Origin of the sequence: Bacillus sp. SIMBA_031, assembly GCF_046535225.1 — a bacterium.
In the GTDB taxonomy this organism is placed as follows: Bacteria; Bacillota; Bacilli; order Bacillales; family Bacillaceae; genus Bacillus; species Bacillus velezensis.
The window spans coordinates 161235-176963 of record NZ_JAWRXC010000002.1 but is presented as its reverse complement, the minus strand read 5'-3'; the positions used below and the strand labels follow the sequence as shown (position 1 = coordinate 176963).

Sequence of the window (15729 nt, the reverse complement as noted above, 5' to 3'; positions counted from 1 at the left end):
ACGGTTCTGCTTAAATCTATGTAAACTTAGAAAAGCAACAAGACTTTTTGGAGGGAACACTTGTGGAACGAATCTCATGGAATCAATATTTTATGGCGCAAAGCCATTTGCTGGCGCTGAGAAGCACATGCCCGAGACTGTCAGTCGGGGCAACCGTAGTCAGAGATAAGCGGATGATTGCCGGCGGATACAACGGCTCAATCGCCGGCGGCGTCCATTGCGCTGATGAAGGATGCCTTTTAATAGATAATCATTGCCAGCGGACCATACATGCAGAGATGAATGCGATTCTGCAATGTTCTAAGTTCGGTGTTCCGACGGAGGGCGCCGAAATTTATGTGACGCATTATCCTTGTATTCAATGCTGCAAATCAATTATCCAGGCAGGCATCAAAACGGTTTATTATGCCGAAGATTACAAAACACAGCCTTATGCAAAAGAGCTGTTCAGCCAAGCTGGAGTCAAGGTGGAGCAGGTCGAACTTGATGAAATGATCATCGATCTGAAAAACCGCGAAAAATTGTCTTTTGTAGCAGGTCTGATTCAGCAATTATCTGATGCGGGGGTTAAGGCAGATGAACTGAAAAAAATTCATGAACAGGCCAATGAGCTGTTTACCAGTTACGTATAAATGAAATATAAATACCTTCTTCTGCCTCTGGCGGCGGTTTCTGCAACTGCGGGAATTGCCGCCGCTCATATCTTCTGGGTTCTGCTCCTTTTTCTTCTGTATCTTCTCTTTATTATCGTAAAAACAAAGCAGCATGCTCCGGTTATCGTCTGCCTCGTTTCTTTTTGTCTTTATTTCTTTCTTTATACGGTTTGTGACGCTGCGAATGTAACGCGGTATCAGGCCGGCAGTTATACTGAACAGGCCGTCATCACTAATATTCCGAAGGTTGACGGAGCGAAAATGTCAGCCGTTATCCGTACACATGACAAGGAAAAATGGGCGGCTTCGTACAAAATCCGGTCTCTTGAGGAAAAGAGACTCATTGAACAGCTTGAACCGGGGATGCGCTGCACGTTTACAGGCTCTCTGGAACAGCCTGCACATGCGACGGTCCCTGGAGGTTTTGATTATAAGGAATATCTTTACTCTCAGCAGATTCACTGGTTATTTTCCGTGACTTCCATTCAGCAGTGTGAAAAATCCAAACAGCCGCTGTTTAAACTGCTGAACATCAGAAAAAATTTGATTTCGATCATTCGGAATCACGTGCCTGAATCTTCCGCCGGAATTGTTGAAGCGCTGACCTTAGGTGAAAAATTTTCTATAGAGGACGATATACTGAGTGCATATCAAAATTTAGGAGTCGTTCATTTAATGGCGATTTCCGGAATGCATGTCGGTCTTATTACGGCGGGATTATTTTATGCTCTGATCAGAATCGGGCTGACAAGAGAAAAAGCGGGAATTTTGCTGCTGTTGTTTTTGCCGGTGTATACGCTGCTGAGCGGTGCCGCTCCATCCGTATTGCGCGCATCCCTCATGCTGGGATTTTATATCGCCGGAACTCTTGTTAAACGCGGCATTCATTCCTCTGCTGCATTGTCCCTGTCTTATCTGATGCTCCTGCTGTTTAATCCTTACTTCCTTTGGCAGGCGGGCTTCCAGCTTTCCTTTGCGGTAAGCGCCTCTTTAATTCTGTCATCCTCCATTTTAAAGAAAGCGGGGAAAAGCAGACTTGCCGGGCTTGCGATGGCTTCATTCATTGCGGAGCTCAGCTCACTTCCGTTTCTTCTCTATCATTTTCAGCAGATTTCACTTGTCAGTTTTCCGATGAATATGGTGATGGTGCCATTTTATACGTTATTTGTCATTCCGGTTTCTGTCATCGGTTTCCTTCTTCTTTTACTTTCAAGGCAGATGGGAGAATGTTTGTTTGATATGTTCGACCTTGTGATGAAGCCTGTACATGATTTCATTACATATGCGGCATCCGTTGATTTATTTACTATGATTGTGTCAAAGCCTGACTTTGTTTCCCTTCTTCTGCTTGCGGTTTCCGTTTTTACGCTTTTTGCGGCTTTGGAAAAGGGAGGTTTTTTAAAACTCAGGAAATCGGCTCTTTTTTTCTGCACGGTTTTGGCTTATTTAATATGCCGTCCGTATTTCAGTCCATGGGGAGAAGCGGATATGCTTGATATCGGGCAGGGAGACTCACTGTTTATAAGCGCGCCGCACCGCAAAGGGACCGTAATGGTTGATACAGGGGGAGTGATTTCTTATCCCGGAGAATCATGGAAAGAAAAACGCCACCCGTATTCTATCGGCGAGAAGGTTTTGATTCCGTTTTTAAACGGAAAAGGGGTGAAAAAGCTGGATGCGCTGATTTTAACCCATGCGGATCAAGATCACATCGGGGAAGCCGGAGTGTTAATCAAAAATCATAGAGTCAAACGGTTAATTGTCCCCGTGGGATTCGTAAAAGAACCGAAAGATCAGAACATATTAAATATGGCGAAAGAAAACAACATTCCCGTTGCCGAAGCAAAGCGGGGCGACACCATTACAGCCGGTGATCTTCAGTTTCAGGTGCTGTCTCCGGAGTCGTCTGACGGAAGGAGTAAAAATGATTCGTCATTGGTGCTTTGGACGGTTTTAAGCGGAGTGAGCTGGCTTTTGACGGGAGATTTAGAATCGGACGGCGAAACGGAAGTGCTGAAAACGTATCCGAATCTGAAGGCTGATATATTGAAGGCGGGTCATCACGGCAGCAAAAGCTCAACGAGTGAAGCCTTTTTGAAGCAGCTTCAGCCGGAAGCAGCGCTGATTTCAGCAGGAAAAGAGAATCGATACCATCATCCGCATGAAGAAGTGCTGGATCGTTTGAAGGCGTACTCTGTCAATGTGCTTCGCACCGATGTCAGCGGAACGATTCAATACAGATTTAAAAAAGGCGCCGGAACGTTTTCCGTCTTTCCTCCATATGATATAGAAGAAACCAGGGCGCAAGAAGTAAAAAAGACTGCCGATTGACAGCAGCCCGGAATGCGGCTAAGAGCCGATAAGATGGATGGCTGTTGCCATCACGAACAAAAAGGCGAAAAATCCGAAGGACACGACAAAACCGACAGCTGAGTCAACAGCATCATTTCGTTTGCTTTGAACGTTTTTTTCAAAATCATTCAATTTCATCCCTCCTGACTTCCCTAAGTATACTGGAATTGTTTTGAAAAATCTAGAAGTGATGGTAACGTTTTCTGTTCTTGTGATTATCGCCTTTTTACAAGCAGACCCGGGAGCTTGTGAATCAGGCGTTTATTATAAATGAGGAAGCTGTCCTTAAAGCTTCCTCTTTACTATTTGCCGAACTCAATTTAGGATAGAAGGGGATCAAGAAAGAGAGGAAGTCATACGATCATGGTATTTGATGTTTGGAAAGCCCTGAAAAAAGGGGATGTCCGCTCCGTTTATTGCTTATACGGAAAAGAAACGTATCTGCTCCAAGAGACTGTCAGCCGGATCAGACAAGCTGTCGTTGATGAGGAGACAAAGGATTTTAACCTGTCTGTTTTTGATCTTGAAGAAGATCCGCTTGACCAGGCCGTAACCGATGCGGAAACGTTTCCGTTTATGGGAGAGAAGCGGCTGGTCATCGTAAAAAACCCGTCTTTTTTAACAGGGGAAAAAAAGAAAGAAAAAATAGAGCATAATACAGCCGCTCTGGAGACTTATCTGAAGGAGCCTGCACCTTACACGGTCTTTGTGATTGTGGCTCCGTATGAGAAGCTGGACGAACGGAAAAAGCTGACGAAAGCGCTGAAGCAAAAAGCCCTTATGATTGAAGCTAAGGAGCTGAATGCAAAGGAGACGACTGATTTTACGATTAATCTGGCGAAATCCGAAAATAAAACGATCGATACAGAAGCTGCCGAGCATTTGGTTCTGCTTGCAAACGGCCATCTGTCTTCCATATATCAGGAAATACAAAAACTCTCCGCCTACACCGGTGACAGACATGAGATCACGCTTGAAGATGTCCGGGAGCTCGTCGCAAGAAGTTTGGAGCAGAATATTTTTGAGCTGATCAACAAAATCGTGAACCGAAAACGGACGGAAAGTCTTCAAATATTTTATGATCTTTTAAAACAAAACGAAGAACCGATCAAAATTATGGCGCTGATCGCCAACCAATTCCGTCTGATTATGCAGACAAAGTATTTTGCAGGACAAGGATACGGCCAAAAGCAAATCGCTTCCAACTTAAAGGTCCACCCCTTCCGGGTAAAGCTGGCGATGGATCAGGCGAGGCTTTTTTCTGAAGAAGAGCTGCGGCGTATTATAGAAAGACTCGCAGTGATGGATTATGAAATGAAAACGGGGAAAAAGGACAAGCAGCTTTTGCTGGAGCTCTTTCTCCTTGAGCTTCTCCGGACTGAATGAAAAAAACGATCCCCGTTAAAGGGATCGTTTTTGTATTATGCAGAAAGTCCGTTCACTTGTTTCGCAAGTCTAGATTTGTATCGAGCTGCGGCATTTTTGTGTACAAGACCTGTTTTCACTGCTTTATCAATGCGTTTCGCTGCTTCAGAAAGAGCAGTTTTCGCTTTATCCGCTTCGTTGTTAGCAACAGAAGCTTCAACTTGTTTGATTGCAGTACGCATAGCAGATTTGATTGTCGCGTTATGAGCGCGGCGTTCGTTGTTTGTTTTTGTACGTTTAATCGCTGATTTAATGTTTGGCATGTGTTTCACCTCCTAAGATACAACCTGTAGCACAGTGTCTTAAGGTTAAATCTTCTTCACAATAGAACAAATTGTATTCTATCAAACAGAACTTTAGATTGCAATATAAATGTAAAGTATTTTTCGTTGATGGGTAAATTCGCATGATTCGTTTTGTAAATGGCCACACTATGTACCACGATGATTGAAGGAGGTCTTCCCTGTGAAAAACAACGAACTGGATGTCAATCAATTTCTGATACGGACGGATTTAGCGGTAGAAACGAAACAGGCAGTAAAAGACGGACAAGCCGGTCAGAAAAAAGAAATAAACGGGTTTATTGAAAAAGAACGCGACAAGGGCGGCATTAAAGTCAGAACCGTCGATATTACCAAAGAAGGCGCCGAGCTATCGGGGAAAAAGCAGGGACGCTATGTCACGATCGAGGCTCAAGGGGTTCGGGAACACGACTCTGACATGCAGGAAAAAGTAACGGAAGTGTTTGCCGAGGAATTTTCCGCCTATCTATCGGCATTAAAGATTCCAAAGGATGCAAGCTGTTTGATCGTCGGTCTCGGCAACTGGAATGTGACGCCGGATGCGCTCGGCCCTCTCGTGACCGAAAACCTTCTTGTGACAAGGCATCTGTTCAGGCTTCAGCCTGAAAATGTGCAGGAAGGGTACAGGCCGGTCAGCGCGCTTGCTCCCGGTGTGATGGGATTAACGGGAATTGAAACGAGCGATATTATTCAAGGTGTCATCAAAGAATCAAAGCCGGATTTTGTGATCGCGGTAGACGCTCTTGCGGCAAGAGCCGTTGAAAGGGTGAACACGACCATCCAATTTTCTGATACGGGCATTCACCCGGGATCAGGCGTCGGCAATAAGAGAAAAGAATTAAGCAAGGAAACGCTCGGCATTCCCGTCATCGCAATCGGGGTACCGACTGTTGTTGATGCGGTTACGATCGCAAGCGATACGGTGGATTATATATTAAAACATTTCGGCAGAGAGATGAAAGATGACAGCCCGTCAAGATCTCTGGTGCCCGCCGGAATGAACTTCGGCAAAAAGAAGGTGCTGACAGACGAAGACCTTCCCGGAGAAAAAGAACGCCAATCCTTTCTCGGTATTGTCGGCACGCTGGACGAAAACGAAAAACGCCAGCTGATTCACGAAGTGCTTTCTCCGCTCGGCCATAATCTGATGGTCACGCCGAAGGAGATTGACACCTTTATTGATGATATGGCGAACGTGCTTGCAAACGGGTTAAACACCGCCCTTCATGAAAAAGTGTCACAAGATAACAAAGGTTCTTATAATCATTAAAATGGTTCTACCTCCTCTAGCTTGTTCATAGAGTAATTACTAGACAAGCGCTGGAGGGATTCAAATCATGAGAAAAAAACGCAGAAACCGTCAAATTGTCGTTGCAGTAAACGGTGGAAATGCGCTCAAGGGCATGTTTTTGTTTATGACAAGCCTTATCGTTATTTTCGTATTATCGGGTGTGCTCACATCGCTTCGCCCTGAACTGAGGCTTTCTTCGGATTCTCTTCACGGAATTGCCGGAGAACTTCCGGGTGACGCGTTTGCACACCTCCTCGGCATGGAAAATCATTATTTCGCCTCAGAGCTTCCTGAAAAAGACTCTTTTCAGCTGTCCCGGCTTTCCTTAAAACTGGCGACAAGCATTAATATGGAAGACCCGCGGAGTTTCTTGGGACGTGAGCTGCCGGGATTTGCCCAATATGATACGGAGATCCTTCTGGCGGGGCAGGGGACGGATTATACGAATATGCCGGCTGAATCTCCGCCGCCGTCAAAGGTGATGGAAAAAGAAAAAGAAGTGAACCTGGCAGAAATCGAAAACAAAACGAAAAAAGAAGAAACGGCGCCGCCGAAACATTCAACAGGCAGCAAAAAAGTCGTTTTTATTTACCACACTCATAATACCGAATCCTATCTTCCTCTGTTAAAGGGGGAAACAAATCCGGATAACGCCCGCCATTCGAAGGCCAATGTCACGCTTGTCGGAGATATGTTCGGAAAAGCGCTTGAAGCGCAAGGTGTAGGAGCGACCGTAGATAAAACCGACATTCAGGCCCGCCTGAACAAAGACGGCTTAAATTATGCACGAAGCTACGACGAATCAAGGCCGGTCGTAAAAAGCGCGCTCACCAAAAATAAAAACCTGCAATATACCATAGACATTCACCGGGATTCCCGCCGCAAGAAAAATACGACAGCCGACATCAAAGGAAAAAGCTATGCCAGAGTCGCCATCGTCGTCGGCAAAAAAAGCGCTAATTTTGAAGAAAACTATAAACTCGCAAGTGAACTTCATAAGCTGATGGAGAAAAAATACCCCGGCTTAAGCGTCGGTGTTTTATCAAAAGGCTCTCCGGGAGATAATGGAGTGTACAACCAAGATTTAAACGACCGGTCGCTTCTGCTGGAATTCGGGGGCGTGGATAACAATCTTGAAGAACTGAGGCGCGCATCAGATGCCGCGGCCGATGTGTTCAGCGAACTGTACTGGGATGCAGAAAAGGTCAGCTCGCAATCAGGAGAGAAGAAAAAACAATAGAAATCAGGTGATTCGAATGATCCGTTTTACCGGCAAATGCCTGCTGATCGCCATTGTCATGTTTTTCGGCGTATTGTTCGGCATGCAGCAGGCAAACAGCGGAATGCTTGATATGAAAGGATACAAAGATCCCTCCTTAAAAGGAGCATTCACGCTCGGCGGCGGAGAAGGACAGGAAAAAGAAGCTTCCATTTTGGGGCAAACCGTTACTGCGAAAGATCTGGAAGAAAAACAAAAACAGCTGGAACAGGCGGAAACCTTCAACTTGTTTTCAAAAGCCGGGGAAACCCTTTCAAATACCGTGACAGACTCGGCGCAGGCGATGTATGAGTGGGTTTCGAAACTGAACCGTTAGCATTGATGAAGAGAAAAGCGGATGATTCCTTAAAGGAAGCTTTTCTCTTTCTTGTTTTAATTGAATGTTTACAATCCTATTGATATAATCTAAGCTAGTGTATTTTGCGTTTAATAGTAGGAGTGATAGATTGTGACAGATAAAGAAAAGCGTTTAGAGAGGCAGTCAAGAATCCGGAATTTCTCCATCATCGCCCACATAGACCACGGCAAATCGACCTTGGCGGATCGGATTTTAGAAAAAACATCGGCGATCACCCAGCGGGAAATGAAAGAACAATTGCTTGATTCAATGGACCTTGAACGCGAACGGGGAATTACCATCAAATTAAATTCCGTTCAGCTGAAATACAAAGCAAAAGACGGAGAAGAATATATATTCCATCTCATCGACACGCCCGGACACGTCGACTTTACATATGAAGTATCGCGAAGCCTGGCTGCCTGCGAAGGCGCGATTCTCGTTGTTGATGCGGCTCAGGGAATAGAAGCGCAGACATTGGCGAACGTCTATCTGGCGCTTGATAATGATCTTGAGATTCTTCCTGTCATTAATAAAATCGATCTTCCGAGCGCAGAGCCAGAACGTGTGCGTCAAGAGGTTGAGGACGTTATCGGCCTTGACGCTTCAGACGCCGTCCTCGCTTCAGCGAAAGCGGGCATCGGCATCGAAGACATTTTAGAACAGATCGTAGAAAAAGTGCCGGCTCCCGCGGGAGACCCGGAAGCTCCGCTGAAAGCGCTCATCTTTGACTCGCTTTATGACGCGTACCGCGGAGTCGTCGCGTATATCAGAGTCGTAGAAGGAACGGTCAAACCGGGCCAGAAAATTAAAATGATGGCAACCGGAAAAGAGTTTGAAGTCATCGAAGTCGGCGTCTTCACGCCGAAAGCGCAGCCGGCTGACGAATTGACAGTCGGTGACGTAGGCTATTTGACAGCCGCAATCAAAAACGTCGGCGACACCCGTGTCGGTGATACGATCACGAGCGCGGTTAAGCCTGCGGCAGAAGCGCTTCCGGGCTACCGCAAACTCAATCCGATGGTATACTGCGGACTTTATCCGATTGACACAGCCAAATATAATGATTTGCGCGAGGCTCTGGAAAAACTTGAATTGAACGATTCATCTCTTCAATACGAGGCGGAGACGTCACAAGCCCTCGGCTTCGGTTTCCGCTGCGGCTTTTTAGGAATGCTTCACATGGAGATCATTCAAGAGCGGATTGAACGGGAATTTAAAATTGATCTTATTACGACCGCGCCGAGCGTTATTTATGACGTATATATGACGGACGGCGAAAAGGTCATCGTGGATAACCCGTCAAACATGCCTGATCCCCAAAAAATAGAGCGGGTGGAAGAACCTTATGTAAAAGCGACAATGATGGTGCCGAACGATTATGTCGGTGCGGTGATGGAGCTTTGCCAAGGAAAACGCGGCAATTTTATCGACATGCAATATTTAGACGCAAATCGTGTCAGCATTGTCTATGACATGCCATTAGCGGAAATCGTATATGAATTTTTTGATCAGCTGAAATCAAGCACAAAAGGCTACGCGTCCTTTGATTACGAACTGATCGGCTACAAACCGTCTAAACTTGTCAAGATGGACATTATGCTGAACGGAGAAAAAATCGACGCCCTTTCATTTATCGTGCATCGCGATTACGCGTACGAACGCGGAAAAGTAATTGTAGAAAAACTGAAAGAGCTCATTCCGCGCCAGCACTTTGAAGTACCGATTCAAGCAGCGATCGGACAGAAAATCGTGGCCCGCTCAACCATTAAGGCCATGCGGAAAAACGTCCTTGCAAAATGTTACGGAGGAGACATCTCGCGGAAACGGAAGCTTCTTGAAAAACAAAAAGAAGGAAAACGCCGGATGAAGCAGGTCGGCTCAGTAGAAGTGCCGCAGGAAGCGTTTATGGCCGTTCTTAAAATGGATGACAGCCCGAAAAAATAACGGAAGCCGCCGCAGTCCCGCGCTGCGGCTTCTTTCTGTAAAGAAGAAGGTGTTTCAAAATGAAATCAGCTTATATTCATATTCCGTTTTGTGAGCATATCTGCCACTATTGCGATTTCAATAAATATTTTATTCAGAGCCAGCCTGTCGATGAGTACTTAAACTCACTCGAAAAGGAAATGATAAATACAATAGAACGGACGGGACGCCCTGATCTCCGTACGATCTTTATCGGGGGAGGCACGCCGACATCGCTCTCACCCGTCCAGCTGGAAAAATTGATGGATTCCATTCACCGCGTGCTGAAGCCTTCTGACGGACTCATAGAATTTGCCGCGGAAGCGAATCCGGATGATTTGTCCCCGGAAAAATTAAAAATCATGAAAAATGCCGGTGTCAACCGGCTGAGCTTCGGTGTTCAAACCTTTGAAGATGAGCTTTTACAAAAAATCGGCAGAGTGCATAAACAAAAGGACGTATTCACTTCCTTTGAACGTGCGAGGGCTCTCGGCTTCGGCAACATCAGTCTTGATTTGATGTTCGGCCTGCCGGGGCAGACGCTGGCCGATCTTGACAATTCCGTCAAAACGGCTTTGTCTCTTGATGCGGAGCACTATTCCGTTTACTCGCTGATCGTAGAGCCGAAAACGGTGTTTTATAATTTAATGCAAAAAGGCCGCCTGCATCTCCCGGCGCAAGAACAAGAGGCCGAGATGTATGAAACGGTCATGAGGCAGATGAGTGAAGCGGGCATCCGTCAATACGAGATCAGTAACTTTGCAAAGCCCGGATACGAGTCGCAGCATAATCTGACGTATTGGAGCAATGAAGAGTATTTCGGTTTTGGCGCAGGCGCTCACGGATATATCAGCGGCACGCGCACCGTCAACGCCGGGCCTGTGAAACATTACATGCAGCTCATCGAAGAAAAGGGGCTGCCTTATCGTGACACGCACGAGGTGACACGTGAGGAGCAGATTGAAGAAGAAATGTTCCTCGGTCTCAGAAAAATGTCCGGCGTACAAAAGCAAGCTTTTCTCGATAAATTCGGACGCTCGGTCGACGAACTGTTTTCCGATGTTCTCAAAGATTTAACCGAAAAAGGCCTGATCTGTGACACGGAAGAATCGGTTGCATTAACGCATGAGGGCAAATTATTAGGAAATGAGGTTTTTGGCGCTTTTTTGGGTGAGTTATAATTGACATTTTTCTTTTGGTTTGTTACTTTTGATATAGAATTAGCACTCGCTGACCTTGAGTGCTAACAGGGGTGATGATGATGTTAACAAATCGTCAGCTGTTGATCCTGCAAGTGATCATTAATGATTTTATACAATCAGCGCAGCCTGTAGGATCAAGAACTCTTTCAAAAAAAGACGAGATTACATTCAGCTCTGCAACGATCAGAAACGAGATGGCTGACTTGGAGGAATTGGGCTTTATTGAAAAAACCCATTCATCCTCAGGACGGATTCCGTCGGAAAAAGGGTACAGGTATTATGTCGATCATTTGCTGTCACCCGTCAAGCTGACAAAAACCGATCTGGATTTAATTCACTCGATATTTAAAGAAAAAATCTTCGAGCTGGAAAAAACAGTCCAAAAATCAGCGCAAATCCTGTCCGATCTGACAAACTACACATCGATTGTCCTCGGGCCGACGCTGAGCGAGAACTATCTTAAACAGATTCAAATCGTTCCGATCCAGCCGGATAAGGCGGTCGCCATCCTCGTCACGAACACGGGGCATGTCGAAAACCGCACCATCAATTTCCCGGCTAAAGTAGATTTGGCCGATATTGAAAAACTGGTCAATATATTAAACGATCGATTAGCGGGCGTGCCGATGGACGAACTGAATGAGCGCATTTTCAAAGAGGTTGTCACCTATTTAAGGCAGCATATCGCCAACTATGACAGCATACTTGAATCGCTCCGCTCCACATTCCATCCGGCGGCACACGTTGAGAAATTGTTTTTCGGCGGAAAGATCAACATGCTGAATCAGCCGGAATTCCATGATATTGAAAGGGTCCGCTCGCTCTTATCTTTAATTGAAAAAGAGCAGGATGTTCTGAAGCTGTTTCAGTCATCAAAAGCCGGGATTTCAATCAAAATCGGGAAAGAAAACGACTACGAAGAAATGGAAAACTGCAGCTTAATCACGGCCACCTATACAGTTGATACGAAACAGATCGGATCAATCGCGATTATCGGGCCGACGCGCATGAATTATTCAAGAGTCGTCAGCCTGCTGCAGCACGTGACTTCGGACTTGTCAAAAGCATTCACAAGTTTGTATGATGAATAAGGGAATTTTGGCAATCATTTTCAGTCATCTTTTTACAGCATTTGAGGGAGGTGAACACAATGTCAGAAGAAAAACAAACCGCAGAACAGGTTGAAGCAGCAGAACAAGAAGAAGTGACAGAACAGGCAGAACAAGCCGCTTCACAAGAGCAGCATGAAGAAACGGCAGGTCAGGAAGAAGCCCTTCAGCACCAAATTGATGAATTGCAGGGTTTGCTTGATGAAAAAGAAAACAAGCTTTTGCGTGTTCAAGCAGACTTTGAAAACTATAAACGACGCAGCCGCCTTGAAATGGAAGCTGCTCAGAAATACCGTTCTCAAAACGTCGTAACGGAAATCCTTCCGGCTCTCGACAACTTTGAACGGGCGTTACAGGTAGAAGCTGAAAGCGAGCAGACAAAAAGCTTGCTGCAAGGTATGGAAATGGTCCGCCGCCAGCTGATGGACGCACTTGAAAAAGAAGGCGTAGAGGCCATCGAAGCTGTCGGTCAGGAATTTGATCCGAACCTTCACCAAGCCGTCATGCAGGTGGAAGATGAAAACTTCGGCAGCAATATTGTTATCGAAGAACTGCAAAAAGGCTACAAACTGAAGGATCGCGTCATCCGTCCTTCAATGGTAAAAGTGAATCAATAACTACATAGCAGGAGGTAATTCAAAGTGAGTAAAGTAATCGGAATTGACTTGGGTACGACAAACTCATGTGTGGCAGTGCTTGAAGGCGGAGAGCCTACAGTCATCGCCAACGCTGAGGGAAACCGTACGACTCCGTCAGTCGTTGCATTTAAAAACGGCGAGCGCCAAGTAGGGGAAGTGGCGAAACGCCAATCAATCACAAATCCTAACACAATCATGTCTGTTAAACGCCATATGGGTACTGACTATAAAGTGGAAATCGAAGGAAAAGACTACACGCCTCAAGAAGTGTCAGCTATTATCCTTCAGCATCTGAAAGCATATGCTGAAAGCTACCTCGGTGAAACAGTTTCAAAAGCCGTTATCACGGTTCCTGCATACTTCAACGATGCTGAGCGCCAAGCGACAAAAGATGCCGGTAAAATCGCCGGTCTTGAAGTAGAGCGTATTATCAACGAGCCGACTGCAGCAGCGCTTGCATACGGACTTGATAAAACGGACGAAGACCAAACAATTCTTGTTTACGACCTTGGCGGCGGTACGTTTGACGTATCTGTTCTTGAACTTGGCGACGGCGTGTTTGAAGTCCGTTCAACTGCCGGTGACAACCGTCTTGGCGGGGACGACTTTGACCAAGTCATCATCGATCATCTCGTAGCAGAATTCAAAAAAGAAAACGGGATTGATCTTTCAAAAGACAAAATGGCGCTTCAGCGTTTGAAAGATGCGGCTGAGAAAGCGAAAAAAGATCTTTCCGGCGTATCATCTACACAAATTTCTTTACCATTTATCACGGCGGGAGAAGCAGGTCCTCTTCACCTTGAGCTGACACTGACCCGCGCTAAATTCGAAGAGCTTTCCGCTCACCTTGTTGAGCGCACAATGGCTCCTGTCCGTCAGGCTCTTCAAGATGCGGATCTTTCTGCGAGCGAAATCGACAAAGTTATCCTTGTCGGCGGATCTACACGTATTCCTGCCGTACAGGAAGCAATCAAAAAAGAAACGGGTAAAGAAGCGCATAAAGGCGTAAACCCTGATGAAGTTGTAGCGCTTGGTGCTGCAATTCAAGGCGGCGTCATCACGGGAGACGTAAAAGACGTTGTTCTTCTTGACGTTACACCGCTTTCTCTCGGTATTGAAACAATGGGCGGCGTGTTCACAAAACTGATCGACCGCAACACGACAATTCCGACGAGCAAGTCTCAAGTATTCTCAACTGCAGCTGATAACCAAACTGCTGTTGATATCCATGTTCTTCAAGGTGAGCGCCCGATGTCTGCCGACAACAAAACGCTCGGCCGCTTCCAGCTTACTGATATCCCGCCTGCACCGCGCGGCGTACCGCAAATCGAAGTTTCTTTCGATATTGACAAAAACGGTATCGTAAACGTAAGAGCGAAAGACTTAGGCACAGGAAAAGAACAAAATATTACAATCAAATCTTCTTCAGGTCTTTCTGATGATGAGATCGAACGCATGGTAAAAGAAGCGGAAGAAAACGCTGACGCTGATGCGAAGAGAAAAGAAGAAATCGAAGTCCGCAACGAAGCTGACCAGCTTGTGTTCCAAACGGAAAAAACATTAAAAGATCTGGAAGGCAAAGTGGACGAAGAGCAAGTGAAAAAAGCAAACGACGCGAAAGATGCGCTGAAAGCCGCTATCGAGAAAAACGAAATTGAAGACATCAAAGCGAAAAAAGATGAACTTCAAACAATCGTTCAAGAGCTTTCTATGAAGCTTTACGAAGAAGCGGCGAAAGCGCAGCAGGCTGAAGGCGGAGCAAACGCTGAAGGTAAAAAAGCGGATGACAACGTTGTCGATGCGGAGTACGAAGAAGTAAAAGACGACGAAACGAAAAAATAAGTTCTTTCCCGCATAGGCTATAGGCGGAAGAACACACAGCATATTCTGATTCAACAGACAGAAAGTCAAAGTCAGGCATCTCTTGGCTTTGACTTTTTTTCTTGCCCGGGATAAAAGGAATTGAAAAAACATAATTCAAAATGATACAATCTAATTTATGTGAGAAATTCGGGAGAGTGAAGCGAGATGAGTAAGCGTGATTACTATGAAGTGCTTGGGGTAAGTAAGAGCGCTTCAAAGGATGAAATCAAAAAAGCCTATCGGAAGCTTTCAAAAAAATATCATCCTGATATCAATAAAGAATCCGGAGCAGATGAAAAATTCAAAGAGGTAAAAGAAGCGTACGAAGCGCTCTCAGACGACCAAAAACGCGCTCAATATGACCAATTCGGCCATACAGACCCTAACCAGGGATTCGGCGGCGGTTTCGGAGGCGGCGGAGACTTCGGCGGCTTCGGTTTCGATGACATCTTCTCAAGCATCTTCGGAGGCGGCACGAGACGCCGTGACCCGAATGCGCCGCGGCAAGGCGCGGATCTGCAGTATACAATGACCCTGTCATTTGAAGACGCGGCTTTCGGAAAAGAAACGATCATTGAAATTCCGCGCGAAGAGAATTGCGAAACATGTAAAGGGTCTGGCGCGAAGCCGGGAACAAAGCCGGATACGTGCTCGCACTGCGGAGGTTCAGGCCAGCTGAACGTCGAACAGAACACGCCGTTTGGCAAAGTGGTTAACCGAAGAGTCTGCCACCACTGTGAAGGAACAGGAAAAATCATCAAAAACAAGTGTTCTGACTGCGGCGGCACGGGCAAAGTGAAAAAACGGAAAAAAATCAATGTCACGATTCCTGCCGGTGTGGATGACGGACAGCAGCTGCGCGTTCCGGGCCAAGGTGAACCGGGCGTAAACGGAGGGCCTGCGGGAGATCTGTTTGTCGTATTCCATGTGCGCGCCCACGAGTTCTTTGAGCGCGACGGAGACGATATTTATTGCGAAATGCCGTTAACGTTTGCCCAAGCGGCACTCGGAGACGAAGTGGAAGTGCCGACGCTTCACGGAAAAGTGAAATTGAAAATACCTGCCGGCACACAAACCGGCACGAAATTCAGATTAAGAGGCAAAGGCGTTCAGAACGTCCGGGGCTACGGACAAGGCGACCAGCACATTGTCGTCCGCGTCGTCACACCGACGAATCTGACAGATAAACAAAAAGACATCATCCGCGAGTTCGCTGAAGTCAGCGGAAACCTGCCGGATGAACAAGAAATGAGTTTCTTTGACAAAGTAAAACGCGCATTTAAAGGCGAGTAATGATTGGATAGGAGTTGGTA

Annotated in this window: 13 protein-coding genes and 2 pseudogenes; 13 read left to right on the top strand and 2 right to left on the bottom strand. The window is 46.1% G+C overall.

Annotated features, from left to right (window positions below; genetic code table 11):
• Positions 1-62: 62 nt before the first annotated feature.
• Both SB724_RS07680 and SB724_RS07675 read left to right on the top strand, forming a co-directional pair.
• The gene (locus tag SB724_RS07680) at positions 63-632 is read left to right on the top strand and encodes a ComE operon protein 2 (protein ID WP_003152868.1); all 570 of its coding nucleotides are present in this window, start codon (positions 63-65) and stop codon (positions 630-632) included.
• Positions 633-2984 (top strand): DNA internalization-related competence protein ComEC/Rec2, encoded by a 2352-nt coding sequence (locus SB724_RS07675; RefSeq protein WP_410570675.1) that lies wholly within the window; start codon positions 633-635, stop codon positions 2982-2984.
• An 18-nt stretch (positions 2985-3002) separates the two neighbouring features.
• On the opposite strand, the gene SB724_RS07670 is transcribed toward SB724_RS07675, so the two are convergent.
• On the bottom strand, positions 3003-3137 hold the full coding sequence (locus SB724_RS07670; protein WP_003152870.1) for a YqzM family protein: 135 nt from the start codon (positions 3135-3137) through the stop codon (positions 3003-3005).
• A gap of 40 nt (positions 3138-3177) precedes the next feature.
• Here SB724_RS07670 and SB724_RS07665 point away from each other — a divergent pair.
• Both SB724_RS07665 and holA read left to right on the top strand, forming a co-directional pair.
• Positions 3178-3329: pseudogene (locus tag SB724_RS07665) on the top strand (hypothetical protein).
• A 39-nt stretch (positions 3330-3368) separates the two neighbouring features.
• A pseudogene (gene holA, locus SB724_RS07660) lies at positions 3369-4410 on the top strand (DNA polymerase III subunit delta).
• A gap of 16 nt (positions 4411-4426) precedes the next feature.
• Here holA and rpsT read toward each other — a convergent pair.
• Positions 4427-4693: a 30S ribosomal protein S20 gene (rpsT, locus tag SB724_RS07655; protein ID WP_003152876.1), complete on the bottom strand. Its 267-nt coding sequence runs from the start codon at positions 4691-4693 to the stop codon at positions 4427-4429.
• Positions 4694-4895: 202 nt separating this feature from the next.
• Here rpsT and gpr point away from each other — a divergent pair, with 202 nt between their 5' ends.
• From gpr to dnaJ, 9 genes are all read left to right on the top strand, one after another.
• A complete protein-coding gene (gene gpr / locus SB724_RS07650) occupies positions 4896-6002 on the top strand; it encodes a GPR endopeptidase (RefSeq protein WP_007408268.1) in 1107 nt (368 codons plus the stop codon).
• 67 nt (positions 6003-6069) lie between these two features.
• Positions 6070-7263: a stage II sporulation protein P gene (gene spoIIP, locus SB724_RS07645; protein ID WP_265971259.1), complete on the top strand. Its 1194-nt coding sequence runs from the start codon at positions 6070-6072 to the stop codon at positions 7261-7263.
• A gap of 16 nt (positions 7264-7279) precedes the next feature.
• Complete coding sequence (locus SB724_RS07640) at positions 7280-7618, top strand: YqxA family protein (RefSeq protein WP_007408270.1); 339 nt, start codon at positions 7280-7282, stop codon at positions 7616-7618.
• Positions 7619-7750: 132 nt separating this feature from the next.
• Positions 7751-9586, top strand: coding sequence for a translation elongation factor 4 (gene lepA / locus SB724_RS07635; protein ID WP_045208281.1), 1836 nt, complete (start codon positions 7751-7753; stop codon positions 9584-9586).
• Positions 9587-9645: 59 nt separating this feature from the next.
• Positions 9646-10785 carry a radical SAM family heme chaperone HemW gene (hemW, locus tag SB724_RS07630; RefSeq protein ID WP_410570672.1) on the top strand — a complete coding sequence of 380 codons (1140 nt, stop codon included), beginning with the start codon at positions 9646-9648 and terminating at the stop codon, positions 10783-10785.
• Positions 10786-10865: 80 nt separating this feature from the next.
• Positions 10866-11897: a heat-inducible transcriptional repressor HrcA gene (gene hrcA / locus SB724_RS07625; RefSeq protein WP_003152889.1), complete on the top strand. Its 1032-nt coding sequence runs from the start codon at positions 10866-10868 to the stop codon at positions 11895-11897.
• Positions 11898-11956: 59 nt separating this feature from the next.
• A complete protein-coding gene (gene grpE, locus SB724_RS07620) occupies positions 11957-12532 on the top strand; it encodes a nucleotide exchange factor GrpE (protein WP_003152892.1) in 576 nt (191 codons plus the stop codon).
• 24 nt (positions 12533-12556) lie between these two features.
• A complete protein-coding gene (gene dnaK / locus SB724_RS07615; protein ID WP_007408273.1) occupies positions 12557-14395 on the top strand; it encodes a molecular chaperone DnaK in 1839 nt (612 codons plus the stop codon).
• Positions 14396-14581: 186 nt separating this feature from the next.
• Entirely contained in the window at positions 14582-15709 is a 1128-nt protein-coding gene (gene dnaJ / locus SB724_RS07610; RefSeq protein ID WP_003152895.1) for a molecular chaperone DnaJ, read from the top strand.
• Positions 15710-15729: the final 20 nt, after the last annotated feature.